The sequence below is a fragment of the bacterium genome (assembly GCA_041649255.1).
In the GTDB taxonomy this organism is placed as follows: Bacteria; Hydrothermota; UBA3073; order JACQXS01; family JAQTXJ01; genus JAQTXJ01.
The window spans coordinates 46,440-65,409 of the sequence record JBAZNK010000018.1; the positions used below are offsets into that span (position 1 = coordinate 46,440).

Annotated in this window: 10 protein-coding genes; 9 read left to right on the forward strand and 1 reads right to left on the reverse strand. The window is 39.8% G+C overall.

The window, feature by feature from the left end; translation table 11 throughout:
• Positions 1-556: 556 nt before the first annotated feature.
• Positions 557-1,663 carry a nitronate monooxygenase gene (locus tag WC614_11630; GenBank protein ID MFA5033654.1) on the reverse strand — a complete coding sequence of 369 codons (1,107 nt, stop codon included), beginning with the start codon at positions 1,661-1,663 and terminating at the stop codon, positions 557-559.
• Positions 1,664-3,289: 1,626 nt separating this feature from the next.
• Between WC614_11630 and WC614_11635 the strand changes: the two genes are divergently transcribed.
• From WC614_11635 to WC614_11675, 9 genes are all read left to right on the forward strand, one after another.
• Complete coding sequence (locus WC614_11635) at positions 3,290-3,421, forward strand: hypothetical protein (protein ID MFA5033655.1); 132 nt, start codon at positions 3,290-3,292, stop codon at positions 3,419-3,421.
• A gap of 33 nt (positions 3,422-3,454) precedes the next feature.
• A complete protein-coding gene (gene rpoB, locus WC614_11640) occupies positions 3,455-6,796 on the forward strand; it encodes a DNA-directed RNA polymerase subunit beta (GenBank protein MFA5033656.1) in 3,342 nt (1,113 codons plus the stop codon).
• Between the two features lie 205 nt (positions 6,797-7,001).
• Positions 7,002-11,099 (forward strand): DNA-directed RNA polymerase subunit beta', encoded by a 4,098-nt coding sequence (rpoC, locus tag WC614_11645; protein ID MFA5033657.1) that lies wholly within the window; start codon positions 7,002-7,004, stop codon positions 11,097-11,099.
• A 10-nt stretch (positions 11,100-11,109) separates the two neighbouring features.
• Entirely contained in the window at positions 11,110-11,487 is a 378-nt protein-coding gene (rpsL, locus tag WC614_11650) for a 30S ribosomal protein S12 (protein ID MFA5033658.1), read from the forward strand.
• Positions 11,488-12,288: 801 nt separating this feature from the next.
• Positions 12,289-14,796 carry a T9SS type A sorting domain-containing protein gene (locus WC614_11655; protein ID MFA5033659.1) on the forward strand — a complete coding sequence of 836 codons (2,508 nt, stop codon included), beginning with the start codon at positions 12,289-12,291 and terminating at the stop codon, positions 14,794-14,796.
• Between the two features lie 4 nt (positions 14,797-14,800).
• Complete coding sequence (locus WC614_11660; GenBank protein ID MFA5033660.1) at positions 14,801-16,339, forward strand: PQQ-binding-like beta-propeller repeat protein; 1,539 nt, start codon at positions 14,801-14,803, stop codon at positions 16,337-16,339.
• An 11-nt stretch (positions 16,340-16,350) separates the two neighbouring features.
• Complete coding sequence (locus WC614_11665) at positions 16,351-17,130, forward strand: hypothetical protein (GenBank protein ID MFA5033661.1); 780 nt, start codon at positions 16,351-16,353, stop codon at positions 17,128-17,130.
• Between the two features lie 179 nt (positions 17,131-17,309).
• Positions 17,310-17,774 (forward strand): T9SS type A sorting domain-containing protein, encoded by a 465-nt coding sequence (locus WC614_11670; GenBank protein ID MFA5033662.1) that lies wholly within the window; start codon positions 17,310-17,312, stop codon positions 17,772-17,774.
• 14 nt (positions 17,775-17,788) lie between these two features.
• Positions 17,789-18,970: hypothetical protein (locus WC614_11675; protein ID MFA5033663.1), on the forward strand; the 1,182-nt coding region annotated here is incomplete at its 3' end.

Sequence of the window (18,970 nt, forward strand, 5' to 3'; positions counted from 1 at the left end):
TTTAATTATCAAAAAGAATACAGAAAGATTAGCCACAGATTAACACAGAATTACACGGAAAAAGATTAAGACAGATAAAAAGAATACAGAAATATTGGCACACAGATTAACACAGAATTACACGGAAAAAGATTAAGACAGATAAAAAGAATACAGAAATATTGGCACACAGATTAACACAGAATTACACGGAAAAAGATTAAGACAGATAAAAAGAATACAGAAATATTGGCACACAGATTAACACAGAATAGAGATGGAATGGCACAGAACCACAAAACCAGAAAGGATTTTAGCTACAGAGTACACAGATATAAAATATAGATAGTACAAAGAAACAGAAGACGAAAACAAAAGCCACAGATAGACACAGAATAGCACAGAAAAAAGAACAGATAAGAATACGACAGGATTAACAGGATAAACAAAAAAGATAGTTCATAGAGTAACAGAAAAAAAGAAAGAGGGCACCGAGAAGAATAAAATTATCCTGACGTCTCTGTGTTCTCTGTGGTTGGGTTTTACCTGTTTGTTTTTGCTGTTGGGGAGGAAAGGTCTAGGCGGGGGAGAGGGAGGAAGCTTTTTTATATTCTGCCAGTAGGCTGTCGATTAGTTCTTTTACGGAGATTATTTTATCTACGCGGTATGCATTTGCGCCTGCAAAACAGAAACCCTCTTTATTATTTCCGAGTTTAGCTTTAGTAAGCGCAAGAGCGATGCAGTAGGGGGCTTTTCTAAAATTGCAAGTTCTTAAACATTTCCATGGGCATACAAGAGGGTTATTCATCTTTTTAGAAACATTTTCTAAAAATTGATTTATTATTGCTCTTCCCGGCAGTCCCACAGGACTATCAATTATGCCGATATCTTTTTTCTCACATTTTAGATATTTTTGTCTAAACGCCAGAGAAGCATCACACTCGTGAGTTGCAACGAATCTTGTTGCCATCTGGACTCCGTCTGCGCCTAATTTCATAATTTTATAAATATCCGTTCCCGTATAAATACCACCAGCGGCTACTACCGGGATATTTTTATTGAATTGTTTTTCAAAAGGTTTTATTGCAGAAACAACTTCAGGGACTAGCTGTTCCAGAGCATAAGTAGGGTTGTCGATATTTTCTCTTTTAAAGCCGAGGTGTCCGCCGGCGAGTGGGCCTTCAACTACTACGGCATTGGGAACGGATTTGTAATGTTCTGCCCAGTATTGAAATATAATATGTGCGCTTCTTGCGGAAGACACTATAGGAATAATTTTAGCTAAGGCTTTTGTCAATCTATCGGGAGGCATATTTTTTGGGTTTTTTAGAGGAAGTCCAGCGCCGAGGAAAATCAAATCCACGTTTTCATCTATTGCGGCAAGTACAAGTTCATCACAATCGGAAAGAGCCACGAGTATATTTACGCCAATAATTCCTTTTGTCAGTTTTTTTGCGTTTCGGATTTCGTTTTGGAGCGCTCTTTTATTGGCGGCGCTAACGTTTTTGACAAAATCCGGTTCAAGCATACCGATACCGGCACTTCCGATAACTCCGATACCGCCTTCGTTTGCGACTGCAGATGCAAGTCCGGAGAGGGAAATTCCGATACTCATTCCGCCTTGAATGATGGGGATTGTGGCTTCAAAGTTGCCGATTTTTAATTTTGGGATTGTTGGATTCATAAATTAAAGTATATAAAAAAGGGGCACGTGTTATATGCAAATAAAAAAGTATTTAGTTCCATTACGGTTAATAAAAAACAACGGACAATGATATGGAAACGTAAGGAAATTGTCAAGTTTTAATTGTAGGAGTAGAGTGAGAAAAAACAGAGAACAGAAAATTTTTGGGACGCAGAATTGCGCAGATAACAAAAAGATTAATTAAAAACACAGAAAAGACAGCAAATACAAAGGCAGAATTCTCAGAGTTAAACCAGAAAGAAAAAACAGATATAAACATAGGATCAACAGATAAGGATTGCCGCAGAAAACAGAACAAAAAATTTAAACAGTGATTGAAAGAGACTTGTAAGAGATTAACACAAAAAACAGAATAAAAATTGTAACCAAATGCCAAATAGAGTGGCGGGCAGGAGACCCTACGAAGTTAAAATACATTAGGAGCAGAGGCTCCTGCCTATCCAACAAAAAAATAGGGACAGCAAGAAAGGTGGGGTGACGTCACCCCACCTACCCACAGGCAGGAAAGTGGGGTAGAAAAGAGAGGGCTAAAGCCCGAAAACCCTCCACTAAAGTGGGGTAGAAAAAAGAGGAAAATAAGACAGATAGAGAAGAAACAAAAAGGGCGAACAGCCCACCGCCATGGCGGGATCTTCGACGTTCGCCTCTACGAATAGAAAATACAATAACAGGAAAAGGCGGGGCAGTTGCTCCTACGGAAAAATCAGCATCGGGAGATGCTTCCCACATTTCATGCTCCTACGAAGCTAACGTTCAAAGAGCACAATTTGAAATTGTGCCTACAAACTACGAAGTTCAAAGAGCACTACGAAGCTAACGTTCGAAGAGCACAATCACCGCCAAAAACGGTCGCCGCCTGAGCGGGATGTCCCAGATGTTCCATTTGAAATCCTGACTGCCGTCAGGCAAGTTGTGCCTACAAACTAATGTCGATACGGAACTTAATATTCTGATTCTGAAAGAGTATTTTTGTCAATCTTTTTGTCGGAGAGTGGAAAAGAAACAAAGATTTGCCCCCCCGCACAATACACATGCGGGGTAAACTCCAACATTAATGTACAAAAAAAGAAACACACATAAAATTCTGACAGGATTAACAGGATTATACATGAAGACTGAAAGTTAAAACAAAAATAATTTTATCCACAAATTAACGCGAATTAACACGAATAGAATTCTCGTGTCCCTCAAAATGCGGGGTAATCCGCTTGAGGCGGAAACTGACCCAACTTGTAAACAAAACGGGCGAACGCTGTTCGCTCCTACGAATACAAACATACAATAAATTGGGATAAATTTGAAGAAGACAACAATATATGGTAGTTAAAAAATAATAAGGAAAAAAAGTATAAAAAAGTGTAAAAAAAGGTTGACAAGCAAATTTTATTTATATAGGATAATAACCTTTCTGTTTAAAAACTAACTCTTATAATAAGATAAGTAAGGGGGTATTATCGGGCTAAGTAGGTTTGAATATATTCCCAATTGTCTTTCATATCAAAACTCTTCGAAAGATTTTTATTATTTTTCCATACTCGTCTATCGTCAAGTAGGCGCTTTCTAACATTAAAATATTGGATTCCCGTTTTTTGCGGGAAAACCAGAATGAATAAAATAATAACAATATTACAGATAAGATGGATTCCCGCTTTCGCCATGTCTACGGCAGGCAGGCAGGCAGGGAATGCCCAGCAGAGTCTGGATAACAAGCTCTATGATAAAAATGAGGGCTTGTAAACAAACGAAATAAATAGAAGGAGGTAGACCCACATGATAAAAAGGTTTACCAAGGTAAAGCAGTTAGCGTTACAAGCGAATCTAATTCAATTACAAATAGATTCGTACAATGAGTTTTTGCAACCCGGTACGGACATAAGTAATAGAGAAGAAAAGGGATTACAGGCAGCTTTTATGGCGATATTTCCCATAGAGGATACGCATCAAAGGTACAGGGTAGAGTTTGTTTCGTATGACATAGGGTCGAATGTATGTAAGGATGGCGAGGCTATAAGAGAGGGGAGGACATTTAGTTGTCCATTGCATGCGAAGTTTAAACTTTATGCAAGAGAACCCGAAGGAGACTTAAGAGAGGCCATAGAGCAGAACGTATATCTCGGGCAGCTTCCTGCAATCACCGAGAGAGGGACATTTATAATAAACGGGGTAGAGAGAGTAGTAGTAAACCAGTTAAGAAGAGCCCCGGGCGCGTATTTTTCGGAAGAATTACATGCTTCCGGGAAACGTCTTTTTATGGGAGAAATAATACCATACAGAGGCCCGTGGATAAGGTATTACACTGATGTAAACGACATATTATGGATAAATCTTGACAAGGGGCATAAATTACTTGTTACGACACTTTTGAAGGTGCTTGGTTATGCGACACTTGAAGAGCAGTTGAAGTTATTTAAGAAGGGTTCGAAAGAGGTTCCATTTATAGAAGCGACGTGGAACAAGGACAAAGTGCCTGACAGGGATACGGCATTATTGAAAATATATTTATTATTAAGGGGTGTAAAGATATCGGACGTAAAATTAGCGGAGAAGTTTTTCAAGGAATTATATTTTAGCGCAACGAGATTTAATTTAGCGAAAGTAGGGCGTAGGAAATTGAATGAGAGGTTTGGCACTACCGGTAAGGAGTTAAGTTTAACGCCGGATGATTTCATCAATGTTATTCGCGGGTTAATGGCATTTTCTGAAGGAAACGAGAAAGAGGATGACCTTGACCATTTGGGGAACAAACAGCTTTGCCGCGCAGGCGAGTTGCTTGAAGACCAGTTTAAGATAGCGTTATCGAGGCTTACGTGGGTAATGAAAGAAAGGATGTTATTAGAAGAGAAGGAGAAGGTAACGCCATCAGGGGTAATGGATCCGACGATTATAGAGCGAGTATTACAGAAATTTTTTGGAACATCGCAGTTATCGCAGTATGTGGAACAAACGAATCCGCTTGCAGAATTAACGCACAAGCGTAGGATTTCAAGGTTAGGGCCAGGCGGGTTAACGAGGGAAACTGCGGGTCTGGAAGTAAGGGACGTACATCATTCGCATTATGGTAGGATATGTCCGATAGAGACGCCGGAAGGTCAGAACATAGGAATCATAACTTCGCTTGCGATATTTGCGAGAATAAACGTAGACGGGGAAATGGAAGCGCCGTATTACAAAGTGAAGAAGGGAGTAATAACGGATGAAATAATATATTTGTCGTCAGACGATGAGGACAAATATTATATAGCGCATGCGAATGTTCCCGTTGACAAAGACGGAAAATTTAAAGAGCCATTAATTTTAGTAAGAAGAGGTGTAGATTATCCGATAGTTAAGCGGGAAGAGATAGATTTCATAGATGTTTCACCTCAGGAATTCATTTCGGTAAGCACAGCATTAATACCGTTTCTTGAGCATGACGATGCGAACAGGGCGTTGATGGGATCAAACATGCAAAGGCAGGCGGTACCTCTTTTATTCCCTGAAGTTCCTTTAGTCGGGACGGATATGGAAAGTTATGTAGCTCGTGACTCGGGAAGTGTAACGATAGCGAGGAACAACGGCAAGGTAGTAAGGGCCGATGCGGATGAGATAATAGTAAAGAGGGACAAAGGGGATGATTTTGATTATTACAGATTGGTAAAATTTTACAGGACAAACCAGGATACGTGTATAAATCAGAATATTTCTGTAAAACCAGGGATGAGTGTAAAGAAAGGCGATATATTATCGGACGGATGCGCAACTAAAGACGGAAAATTAGCTCTTGGTTGTAATATTTTTGTAGCATTCATGCCGTGGTTAGGGAACAATTTTAATGATGCTATGGCGATTTCCGAGAACTTATTACGGGAAGACAAGTTTACATCGGTAAGCATACAGGAATTTGAATGTGAAGTCAGGGATACGTTATTAGGGCCGGAAGAAATCACATCAGACATACCGAGTGTTCCTGAAGAAGCTTTAGCATATCTGGATGAATTTGGAATAATAAAAGTAGGGGCAGAAGTAGATTATGACGATATTCTTGTAGGGAAAGTATCACCGAAAGGGGAACGAGAATTTACGCCTGAAGAGAGATTATTGCAGGCAATATTTGGAGAAAAAGCAAGGGATGTAAAGGACACTTCTCTAAGAGTTCCGCCGGGAGGGTACGGGAAGATCATAGACGTACAGATATTGTCAAGAAAAGGGGAAGACGGATTATACAAGAAAGAAATAGAACGACGAGCGGAAGAGATAAAAAACAGAATAGAAAGATTATCCAAATATGTAAAAGGATTAAACATAGATGCGAAAGTAAAGACGAAGCGTCTTCGCGAGTTAAAAAAGCAAGAAGAGACGGAGATAGAAAGGATATCGCGCGGGGATGAATTACCGCATGGTGTATTAAAAAAGGTTAAAGTATATATAGCGCAGAGAAGGAATGCGATGATAGGGGATAAGCTTTCGGGAAGGCATGGGAACAAAGGAATAGTTGCGAGAATAGTTGCAAGAGAGGACATGCCGCATCTTGAGGACGGAACTCCTATAGACATAGTTTTGAATCCTTTAAGCGTTCCATCCAGAATGAATGTCGGGCAGATATTGGAAGCTACATTAGGTCTTGCGGCGAAGACGTTAGGGTATGAAGCAGTAACTCCCGGATTCAACGGCGCTTCGATAGAAGACATCGTAAGAGAATTAAAAAGCGCGGGATTAGAAGGGGATGGGAAAGCATTATTAATAGATGGAAGAACGGGAGAGCCATTTAAAGAGAAAGTAACAGTAGGATATATGTATATGATAAAGTTGAATCACATGGTAGAAGATAAGATACACGCACGTTCGACCGGTTCATATACGTTAATAACGCAGCAACCATTAGGTGGAAAGGCGTATTTTGGAGGCCAGCGATTTGGAGAAATGGAAGTATGGGCTCTTGAGGCATACGGTGCGGCATATACGTTACAGGAAATGTTAACAATAAAAGCCGACGACGTTCCCGGCAGACGAGAATTATACGAGTCAATCATAAAGGGGCACAAGATGCCAGAGCCAAGAATTCCGGCTTCATTTAATGTATTGGTAAAAGAATTAAACAGTCTTTGTCTTGAAACTTTATTTTTGAAAGAATAAACTCTGTTTGGGGAAGGAGTTTTAGAGAACTTCTAACCCAGCGGAGCTGAGATGACGGGTTTTAAGCGAGTTAGTGGGGTTTGTAATCCAGCGATGCTGGATAACGAGCCCTGAGCAAGCTAAGAGCTCGTAACCCCGCGGAGCGGGATAAGAAGCTCTAAGTTCGCCCGAAGCGGACTAAGAGGCTTCTAAAGGAGATAAAAAGATGGATTTTAATACAATACAAATAAAATTAGCTTCTCCCGATACTATTCGCAACTGGTCAAGAGGTGAAGTGACCAAAGCTGAGACTATAAACTATAGGACTCAGAAGCCTGAACCGGATGGGTTGTTTTGTGAACGAATATTTGGGCCGGTGCATGATTACGAGTGTAGTTGTGGAAAGTATAAAGGGATAAGGTATCGTGGGATATTATGCGAGCACTGTAAGGTAGAAGTTGGTCCATCGAAGATGAGGCGAGACAGGATGGGGCATGTAAATCTTGCGGCCAAAGTTGTGCATATATGGTATTACAAAGTTCCGCCATCGAAAATCGGATTATTATTGGATTTATCAGTGAATGAGCTTGAGCGAATAATTTATTATGAATCGTATATAGTAATAGACCCAGGTAATACGGATTATAAGAAGGGATCCATTATATCGGAGAAAGATTATCAGGATGTAAGAATGAGTCTTCAAAAGATGGGAGAGGAAGGTAAAAAAGAAGATTCGAAACAGGATAAAAGAGAATTCACCGTAGGGATGGGTGGGGATACGATTTATAATTTATTAAAAGAGCTTGACATGGAGGAATTATCTACTGAATTAAGAACATTAATAAAGGTAGAAACTTCTGCAGAGAAGCGCAAGAAATTATTATCCCGTTTGAGTGTTGTAGAGGGTTTAAGGGAAGCGCATATTAAACCTGAATGGGGAGTTTTAGAAGTTATTCCCGTTATACCTGCGGATTTAAGGCCACTTGTTGGATTAGAAGGCGGCAGGTATGCGAATGCGGATTTGAATGACCTATATAGAAGGGTAATTACAAGAAACAATCGTTTAAAAAATTTAAGAAACATAAAAGCTCCTGAAGTTATAATAAAGAACGAATGCAGGCTTTTGCAAGAGGCAGTAGACGCTCTTTTCGACAATTTACGACGACAGGTTCCGGTAAAAGGGAAAGGGGACAGGCCGCTTAAATCGTTATCTGATGCGTTAAGAGGGAAGCAGGGGCGATTCCGTAAAAATTTATTAGGAAAAAGGGTAGATTATTCAGGAAGGTCTGTTATTGTGGTTGACCCCGAGTTAAAGCTCTATGAATGTGGTGTTCCCAAAGCGATGGCAGTTGAGCTTTTCAAACCTTTTATTATAAGAGAATTAGAAAAAGAGGGATATGCACAAACGGTAAAAGTAGCGAGGCGATTATTAGAAGAGGGTGCGAAGGAAGTTTGGGAGATTCTGGAACGCATCATACAGAAACATCCTGTATTATTGAATCGTGCGCCGACTTTGCATCGTTTGTCGGTACAGGCCTTTTTCCCAAAATTAGTAGAAGGGAAGGCTCTTCGTATTTCGCCATTAATTTGTGAGCCATTTAATGCGGACTTTGACGGAGATACGATGTCCATTCATGTGCCATTATCGGTTGAGGCGCAGATGGAGTCTTTGATATTAATACTTTCGGCAAATAATATTTTATCTCCTTCCAATGGAAAACCATTATCCGTTCCTATACAGGACGCAGTTATAGGGATATACTGGTTAACCAAGGAAAAATCGGGTGAAATAGGAGAAGGGAAGGTATTTGACGATATAAATGCGATAGAAGCTGCATTGAATTATAACGTTGTTACTTTCCATACCAAGATAAAGTATCTTATAGAAGAGAAGAAGGGAGATAAGGTTATTAAATCCTTTATAGACACCACTCCGGGAAGGGTTATTTTAAATCAGATAACTCCGGAGGAATTAGGGTTTATGAATAAGACTATGGATAGAAAGGGTATCGGCAGGTTAATAAGCGATACTCATAAAAAAATAGGTAATACCAGAACGGTAAAATTATTAGATGACCTTAAAGATATGGGTTATAAATATGCGACGAAGGCGGGGCTAACGATAGGAATAGATGACATGGTAACTCTTCCGCATAAAGCGACGATAGTGCAGGGTGCGTATCACGAAGTAGAGAGAGTGAATGACGTTCACAAGCAGGGGCAAATAACAGAAAGCGAAAGATACAACACGGTTATAGATATCTGGACGAAAGCAACAACACAGATAGAAAACGAGACTTTAAGTATGCTTAAAAAAGATAAGAATGGGTTTAATCCTTTGTATATGATGGCAAGTTCGGGAGCAAGAGGAAATATGGATCAGGTTCGTCAGATAGTTGGAAACAGAGGATTGATGACGAGACCGAGATTAGGCGGGAAAGTAGGAGAAATTATAGAAACGCCGATTAACTCGAACTTTAAAGAGGGTTTAAACGTGCTTGAATATTTTATTTCGACACACGGAGCTCGAAAGGGATTATCGGATACGGCGTTAAAAACAGCTCAAGCAGGGCATCTTACGAGAAAGCTTGTAGACGTTGCGCAGGATGTTATAATAACGGAAGAGGATTGTGGAACTATAATGGGAGTACAAGTAAAAGCGATTAAAGAAGAAGAGAAGACAATAGAATCTCTTGCGGACAGAATAAAAGGAAGTTCTGCTCTGGAAGATGTGATTAACCCGATAACTTCACAGATTATAGTATTTGCAGGTTCAGAAATTACGGATGAAAAGGCAAAAGAGATAGAAGAGTGTGGAATAGAGAGAGTGACTATAAGGTCGGTTCTTTCCTGTGAATCGAAGACGGGTATATGTCGGAAATGTTATGGCAGGGATTTATCTGCGGGCAGGTTAGTAGAGATAGGAGAGCCGGTAGGAGTTATTGCGGCTCAATCAATAGGAGAACCGGGAACGCAGTTAACGTTGAGAACATTCCACATCGGGGGTATTGCAACAAGGATTATAGAAGAGTATGAAATGACTGCTTCTTTTGACGGTCAGATAAAATTTGAAAATTTAGTAATCTCGAAAAAGAAAACGGGAGAGAACATAGTTATACAAAAAGACGGCAAAATGATACTTACGGCTGACAATAACAGATTAAGATACAAAGTTCCTTATGGAGCGATAGTTGTTGTGGATGATGGTGGGAAGGTAGCGAAGGATACGGTTTTATTCAAATGGGATCCTTATTCGATAGTAATACTTTCGGAGATAGAAGGAGAAGTCAGATATCACGAATTAAAAGAGAATTTAACATACAGATTGGAATATGATGAAAGAACCGGGAGAAAGCATCCTGTAGTAGTTATGCACAGGAAGATTCACCCGACATTGGAAATATGTGATGCAAAGGGAAAGGTGTTAAAATCATATCCTATGCCGGCGAAAGCGCACATACTTATTCCAGAAGGTAGCAAGGTAAATCCGGGAGATTTGTTAGCAAAAATACCGCGAGACACTTCAAAGACAAGGGATATTACCGGAGGATTACCAAGGGTTGTGGAATTATTTGAAGCAAGGCATCCCAAGGAAAAGGCGATAGTTACGGAGATAGACGGGACAGTAGAATTCAAGGCACCTGAGCGCGGGTATCGAATTGTTGAAATACACGGGACGCATGAATCGAGGAAATATCGTGTGCAGTATGGCAAGCATTTACTTGTTTACAATGGTGAAGAAGTAATAGCAGGTGACAAGCTTACAGAGGGGCCTGTAGATCCGCATGATATATTGTCAATAAAGGGAGTCCAGGAAACCCAGGAATTTCTTGTCAACCAGATACAGGAAGTATATAGGTTGCAGGGAGTGGATATTTCGGACAAGCACATAGGGATAATAGTTCGACAGATGTTATCAAGAATTCGTATAAAAGAGCCCGGTGATACATCATTTGTGGAAAGTCAAATCGTGGACAAGATAAAATTAAAAGAAGAAAACGAGAAGCTTGTAAACGTTGGCGGAAAAGGTGCTACGTTTGAACCGATACTTGTAGGAGTTACGCAAGCGATATTGACGGTAGAGTCATTTATATCTGCTGCATCTTTCCAGGAAACGACAAGAGTATTAGCTGAGGCAGCATTCTGTGGTAAAAAGGATAGATTAAGAGGAATAAAAGAGAACGTAATATTGGGAAGCTTGATACCTGCGGGTACAGGGATGAAGAAGTTAAGGGCGGAGCCAGTACCTGTGATACCGATTCCTGCGGTAGAAAAAGCTTCAAATATTTTTATAAAAGAAACTGCTTTAATGCCGGAAAAATAAAGGAGAAAAAATGCCAACAATAAATCAACTTGTAAGAAAACCGCGACGAGTAGTTACAACAAAATCTAAAGCGCCAGCTTTAAAAAGAGCTCCACAAAGAAGAGGAGTATGCGTAAAGGTGTATACGGTAACTCCGAAAAAGCCTAATTCTGCATTGAGAAAGGTAGCAAAGGTCAGGCTTACGACGGGACAGGAAGTTATATGTTATATACCGGGAGAAGGGCATTCATTACAGGAACACTCGATTGTATTAGTTCAGGGTGGAAGGGTAAAAGATTTGCCGGGAGTAAAATATCATATAATAAGGGGAACAAGGGATACTACGGGAGTTGAAGGAAGAAAACAATCACGTTCTCGTTATGGTGTGAAGAGGCCGAAGAAGGCGTAGGCAGGAAGAAGCGGGCGGTAGGCAGTTGTAAACCGAGATTTGTCCACAGATTCTGTAACAGGATCAGGACTATTCCACGACAGATGTAGGACTACGAAACATAAATACAATCCCAAAAAATAGAGAACGGAAAGAAACTATAGAATCAAACCACAGAGGACACAGAGAGAAGAAAGACATAGAATGGAAAAACAACAGAAAATGGTAGAGTACACTGAGAAAAATAACAGAGTACACAGAGAACCCAGCTGAGCTGGATAAGTTAGAGTAACGTTCATCCTTCACGAACTCTAACTAACAAAAAGCCACCCCGCCACAGCGGGGTAAACTCCTAACAGGGATTTACACGGAATATAGATTATAAAGAGTTATCCACGAATACACACGAATAAACAGACAACAGAATTTTTCAACAGGGATTGAAAGAGAATTGTAAGAGATTAGAAAAGAAAAACAGATAACAAATAAAATCTTTAGCCACAGAATGACACAGAAATACACGGAAAAAAGAGAAGAACTAACAGAAAAGAAACACACATCTACCAAACAGAATGGCAGGCAGGGATTAAAACGGATTGACACAGATAAGAGCACGAAAAACAGAAAACAAAAAGATTAAATAGTGTAGAAAGTTTAGATAAAAACAGACAACCCAGCTTTGCTGGATAAGTTAGACTAATCCCGCCAAGGCGGGAAAAGTCTAACTAACAGAAAAAAGATGGAATTTAAGATTGACAAAGATAGGTTTTGAGAATATTAAGTATGAAGATACTTGAGGATGAAATAAATTAGGAGGGGAAGATGAAAAAAGTTTCGTTTTTGATTTTTAGCATTCTGGTTTTAATCGGAGCAGGAGTATCCTCGGCAAGCGAGTTAAAAGGCAATGAATTTATATTAGACACTAGTGTTACCTATGGCGCAGCGAGTGGTTATAAAAGAAATTCTGATGTAGCTTTTGATGGGGTTAATTATTTCGCCGTATGGCAGGATTCGCGCAGTGGTTTTTTTGCAGCTATTTATGGCGCAAGAATATCTCCTGCGGGGGTAGTTTTTAATAAGTCTAACATACCGATATCCCTTTCGGGCGGTTCTCCGGGTATAGCTTTTGACGGGGAAAATTATTTAGTGATATGGCAAGATTATCGCAATGTAAGCGCTAATATTTATGGTACAAGAATAAGAACTGATGGAAGTAGATTGGACACAAATGATATTCCAATATGGATTGCGCCTGACACTATAGGAAATGTTTCTATTGCTTTTGGGGATACGGTTTTTCTTATCGTATGGCAAAGTCTTTCTAAAGGGATACATGGTGTGATATTAAATAGAACGGGCGTTGTATTAGATACGCTCAATATATTAGCAGCTCCATATCAAGTGTGTCCTTCCGTTGCTTTTGACGGCGACAATTTTTTTGTTGTGTGGAGTGCAGGTTTTGCATCATCCGGAGATAGCGGGCTTTTAGCAAGGCGAGTTTCTTTAACGGGAGATTTGATAGATACTTCTAATATACTCATTACTCCGACAGGAGGAAGCAACCCTTCTGTAACTTTCGGCGACACGAATTATTTTACTGCATGGTCCGAGTATCGCAGCGGGCATTATGGTGTTTATGGAGCAAGAATAAGTAAAAATGGGGTTGTATTGGACAAACCAACAGGAAAATTGATATCTAATATGAGTACATCATATAATCCGTCTTATCCTTCAGTAGCTTCCAACGGAACAAACTATCTTGTTACCTGGCAGGATTCAAGTAGCATTGAGCACGGTATTCGCGCCGCGAGAATTGGTTTTGATGGAAGTATAATAGACACTTTCGCTTTAACTCCAACAATTACAGGACATGAACCATCGGCAGTATCCGATTCAACGGATTTTTTTATTGTCGCCCGTTCGGAACAAGTTATGCCTGACTATTGTAAATCTATTTATGGCACAAGAGTTGGAGGTAATGGGACGGTTATAGATACTCCCGGGATACTTTTATCTATTTCCGCAAACGGGCAACAATATCCTTCAGTCGCATTCGACGGGACAAATTACTTAGGAACATGGGTTGATTACAGAAGTAACAAACAAAATATTTATGGGACAAGAGTCAGCGCAGATGGAAATGTTTTAGATGAAAAAGCTTTTGTTATATCCCCTATTACCTATAATCAGAAGCCTTCTTTAATTTTCGGCGACTCGAATTATTTTGTAGTTTGGAGCGATAGTGGTTCGATTTATGGTTCAAGGGTTGATTCTAAAGGAATTGTATTGGATACGCCCGGCATGAAGATTTATAATTCAGATTCCTTATCTTCCTCCAGTCCATCAATATCTTTTGATGGACAAAATTATTTTGTAGTATGGAACGGAGTTGGGAAGTACCCTTACACTTATCAATTTATTCTTGGTGCAAGAGTAAATAAAGAAGGAGTAATAATAGATACAAATGCGATACAAATAGCTTTATCCGGGGAGAATAGAGTTCCTTTGGTTGCTTTTGATGGAGTAAATTATTTAGTTGTATGGCAAAACAACTATATTTACGGCGTTAGAATAAACAGTAGTGGAGTTGTGATAGATACTATTCCTATTCAAATTTCTACTTTTGGCGGAAATTCATCCATATCCTTTGGCAAGCAAAATTACTTAGTTGTATGGACTTCTACCAACTATGATATTTATGGTGCAAGAGTAGATACCGATGGTACTTTGCTTGATACATCCGGGATACCGATAAGCACTTTACCTGATTATGAACGCAACACCTCTGTTGCCTTTGATGGGGAAAATTACATTATCGTATGGGAGGGACACGATGGAAGTCAGTATGACATTCATAGCGCAAAGGTAAGTGAAGGAGGTGCCGTAATAAACGCAACGCCATTTATATCGGCAAAGGGGAATCAATATTCACCTGTAATATCTCACGGAGACAACAATAGGTGTCTTGTTCTTTACTCGGGTATTGCGGGACCCCCTTATGGCTGTGTCCGCACATGGGGAGCACTTTATGAGGGAATAGGAGTAGAAGAAAAATCAAATGTTAGAACCTCTTCGACTACGCTCAGGGTAACTGAAAATCCGTTTATTAAATCTACAGTTATAAAGTATTTCATACCCGTTAGAACTCGAGTGATATTAAGCGTTTACGATATTTCGGGAAGTTGTGTGAAGACATTAGTTAATGAAGAAAAACCTGCGGGAAGTTATAATCTAAACCTGAATGCAAAAGAATTAAAAACAGGAATATATTTTGTGAGACTAACAGCAGGCAGTTTTAAAGAGACGAGGAAATTGGTTTTGATGAAATAAGAAAATGACAATTATACTAGCATTATTTCTTTTTCAACAGACTTATGCAAGTGGCACGTGGACTAAATATGGGGCAACACTTGAGAATACGCATCTGCAATGGATGAGAGGGGCTATGATGTCCGCGCCTGAAGTAAAATGGTCATACAAAACAGGTGGAATGGAATCCTATGGTGCAGCAGTGGCAGACATTGACAAAGATGATACTATGGAGATAGTATTTGGAAGTGACGACTGCAAGGTGTATTGCCTAAATGGAATAACAGGAGGAGTAAAGTGGAGCTATTTAATAGGGCAAATTGTCAGACCATCGCCTGCAATAGCAGATGTGGATAAGGACGATACGATGGAAGTAGTAATCGGAAGTAATGACTCTAAAATTTATTGCATAAATGGAATAACGGGAGGAATAAAGTGGAGTTATAAGGCTGGAAATAATGCTGTAGTCTCTTCCTCAACAATAGCAGATATTGATAAAGATGACACGATGGAAGTAGTAGTTGGAAGTGACAGAGTCTATTGTCTTAATGGAATAACAGGAGGAGTAAAATGGAGTTATACAACTGGAGGGTATGTAGAATCTTCCCCAGCAATAGCAGATATCAACAAAGACGATACAATAGAAATAGTATTTGGAAGTTGGGATAATAAAGTTTATTGTCTTAATGGAATAACCGGGAATGTAAAATGGAGTTATAAAACTGGGAGAACGATACGCTCCTCTCCGGCAATAGCAGATGTCAATAATGATACGATAGAAGTAGTGATTGGAAGTAATGACAGTACGGTTTATTGTCTTAATGGAGTAACCGGAGAAGTGAAATGGAGTTATACAACTGGAGATATTATATTATCTTCACCGGCAATAGCAGATGTGGATAAAGACGATACACTGGAAGCAGTAATTGGAAGTAATGACAAAAAAGCCTATTGCTTTAACGGGGTAAGTGGAACTCTAAAATGGAGTTATGTGACAACAGGTTTTGTTCATAGAGGCATTTCCATTGCTGATATTAATATGGATAATAGGTTTGAAGTTCTTGTCCCTAATAGGGATAACTATTTACGTTGTCTTAATGGCGAAGATGGCTCATTTTTATGGGAAAAACAATTATACAGTGATTTTCACGACATAGCTATTGCAGACATTGATAATGATGGATGCGTAGAATTGGTGGTTGGTATTGGGTGGAATTACACTATTTATGCGCTTGACGATATTAGTAATTCCACTAATTGCGGATGTATGGGGGTGGAAGAAGGAAAATCAAATATTAAAACCCCTTCGACTATGCTCAGGGCAAGTCAAAATCCGTATTTTCAATCAACAATTATTTCCTTCTCCGTAGGGGACAGTCGGGACTGTTCCTTGAAACTTTATGATTTATCGGGTCGATGCGTGAAAACTCTCGTCAACGAACTCAAACCCGCAGGGAATTATAATGTCCCAGTAAATACAAAAGGGTTATCGGCAGGCATTTACTTTGCTACTCTCATTGCCGATAATTACAAGGAGACAAAAAAACTTATATTAATGAAGTAGGTGGAAAAACTATGAAAAAACACATTATTTATCTTATGCTATTTTTACTATCAACCGCATTATCCGCATCCGCACCGGACACCCTCTGGACAAGAACTTACGGCGGGATTAATAGTGATGAGGGATGTTGCGTATGTCAGACTGAGGATAGCAACTTTATAATTGCAGGGTCTACTAATTCTTTTGGTGCCGGCAAAAGTGATATTTATGTTATAAAAGTTGACCTGAACGGAGATACTATCTGGACAAAAACTTATGGCGGGATTTCGAATGATTACGGCGAATACATATGTCCAACTGCCGATAACGGATTTATAATTACGGGATATACAGGGTATACAAGATACACTGATTATGACAGTACGGATGTTTGCCTTATAAAAATTGACGGGAATGGCGATACGCTATGGACAAGAACTTACGGCGGAACCGGCGATGATGAAGGATATTCGGTTCAACCCATCTCAGGCGGAACAGACGGATTTATTATTGCCGGATGGACAAAATCTTTCGGAGCAGGCAGTAGGCGTGCCTATCTGATCCGGACAAATTCTTCGGGAGATACTTTGTGGACAAGAATTTATGGAGAAAGTGGCGATAGAGCTCATTCTGTCTCTCAGAATACAGATGGCGGATTTATAATTGGAGGAGACGCATATTGTAGGAATGGGGATGCTTATATAATAAGGACGGATTCTGTTGGGGTACCCTCTGGACCAGAAGTTTTGGTACCGACGGCGGAGATCATATATCATCTGTACGCCAGACTACGAATGGTAGTTTCATATTAGTAGGAGGGGGTTTATATAATGCGTGCATCTATCTTGTAAGAATTGATTTAAATGGCGATACCCTCTGGGAAAAAACTATTCGCGGAGACTCTTCTTTTAATTATGGCAACTCTGTATATCAAACCGTTGATGGTGGTTTTATAATTGGGGGAACAACGGGGGCAGATTTTTCTAATAAGATGGATGTTCGCTTCACAAAAACGGATTCCCTTGGTAATCCCCTGTGGACTAAAACTATTGGAGGAACTGCCTATGATGAGGGCTATTCAGTTCAACAGACTAAAGATGGCGGATATATACTTGCGGGAATGACAAAATCTTTCGGGGTAGGCAGTGGAGATATCTATCTAATTAGACTGGGGAAAGAAACAGGGATAGAAGAACCTTCCATTTTGGATTTCGGATTGGGGAATGCAGATTTGAAAATAATTAAAGATAAGATTTATTTGGAAGTGCCAAAGAGTATAAATGCAAATGTAAAAATTTACGACTTGTGTGGAAGGGAGAAAGAGATTGTTTATAACGGGACATTAAGCAAAGGGAATTATACATTCACGCCTGAGATAAAAAAGAACGGGGTGTATTTTGTGAGGGTGAATGCGGGTACATTAAAAACTACAAAGAAAATTACGATTATAAGGTAAAAACAGGAGGGATTATGAATAAAAATTTAGGAGTTTGGGTTTTGATGGGAATGGGTTTAATTACAACCAATCCCGTAAACGCAGGATGGACAAAAACTTATGGTGGAAATAAAGATGACGGCGGCAATTCAGTTCAGCAAACTACCGACACTGGTTATATAGTTGCAGGAGGAACGTGGTCATATGGTACAAGCGGACCGGATGTTTATCTTATAAAGACAAATCCATCGGGAGATACCTTATGGAAAAGGATTTATGGTGGGAACAATGGAGATTATGGACGGTCGGTTCAGCAGACTAATGATGGCGGTTATATAGTTGCGGGATGGACATACTCATATGGTGCAGGAGCAGGCGATTTTTACCTTGTAAAAACAAATTCGACAGGCGATACGATGTGGACAAAAACATATGGCGGAACCGGCAATGACGGAGGCTACGCAGTCCGGCAAACAAAAGACAGCGGTTATATAATTTCAGGGATGACAGGCTCTTGTGGTGCAGGCACTCCAATATATACCAACGTTTATCTTGTAAAAACAAACTCAATAGGAGATACTTTATGGACAAGAGCTTATGGTGGGAATAACAACGATGGAAGTTATGCAGTTCAGCAGACTAGTGATGGCGGTTATATAGTTGCGGGATATACAAACTCCTACGGTACGGGTGGAACCAATGTCTACCTTATAAAAACGGATTCAAGCGGAGATACTTTATGGACAAGAGTTTATGGGGGAACGAGCACTGATGGAAGTTATTCAGTCCAACAAACGACGGATAACGGCTATATAGTTGCAGGAATAACAAGTTCTTACGGTGTAGGTACTCCAACTTGTTTTAATGTCTATATTATAAAAACGAATTCAGCAGGGGATAGTTTGTGGACAAGAGCTTATGGTGGAACCGGGACTGAATATGGCAATTCAATTCGGCAGACCATTGATAACGGATATATAATAGCGGGCGAGACCGGTTCTTATGGGGCAGGCGGGTATGATGTATGGCTTATAAAGATTAATTCAACGGGAGATACATTATGGACACGAACTTTTGGTGGAACTGATGGAGATTGTGCTAATGCAGTTCAACAAACTGCGGATAAAGGTTATATAGTTGCAGGATATACGTACTCTTTCGGTACAGGCACACCGGATTCTGCAAATGTATATCTTATAAAGACTGACTCATTAGGT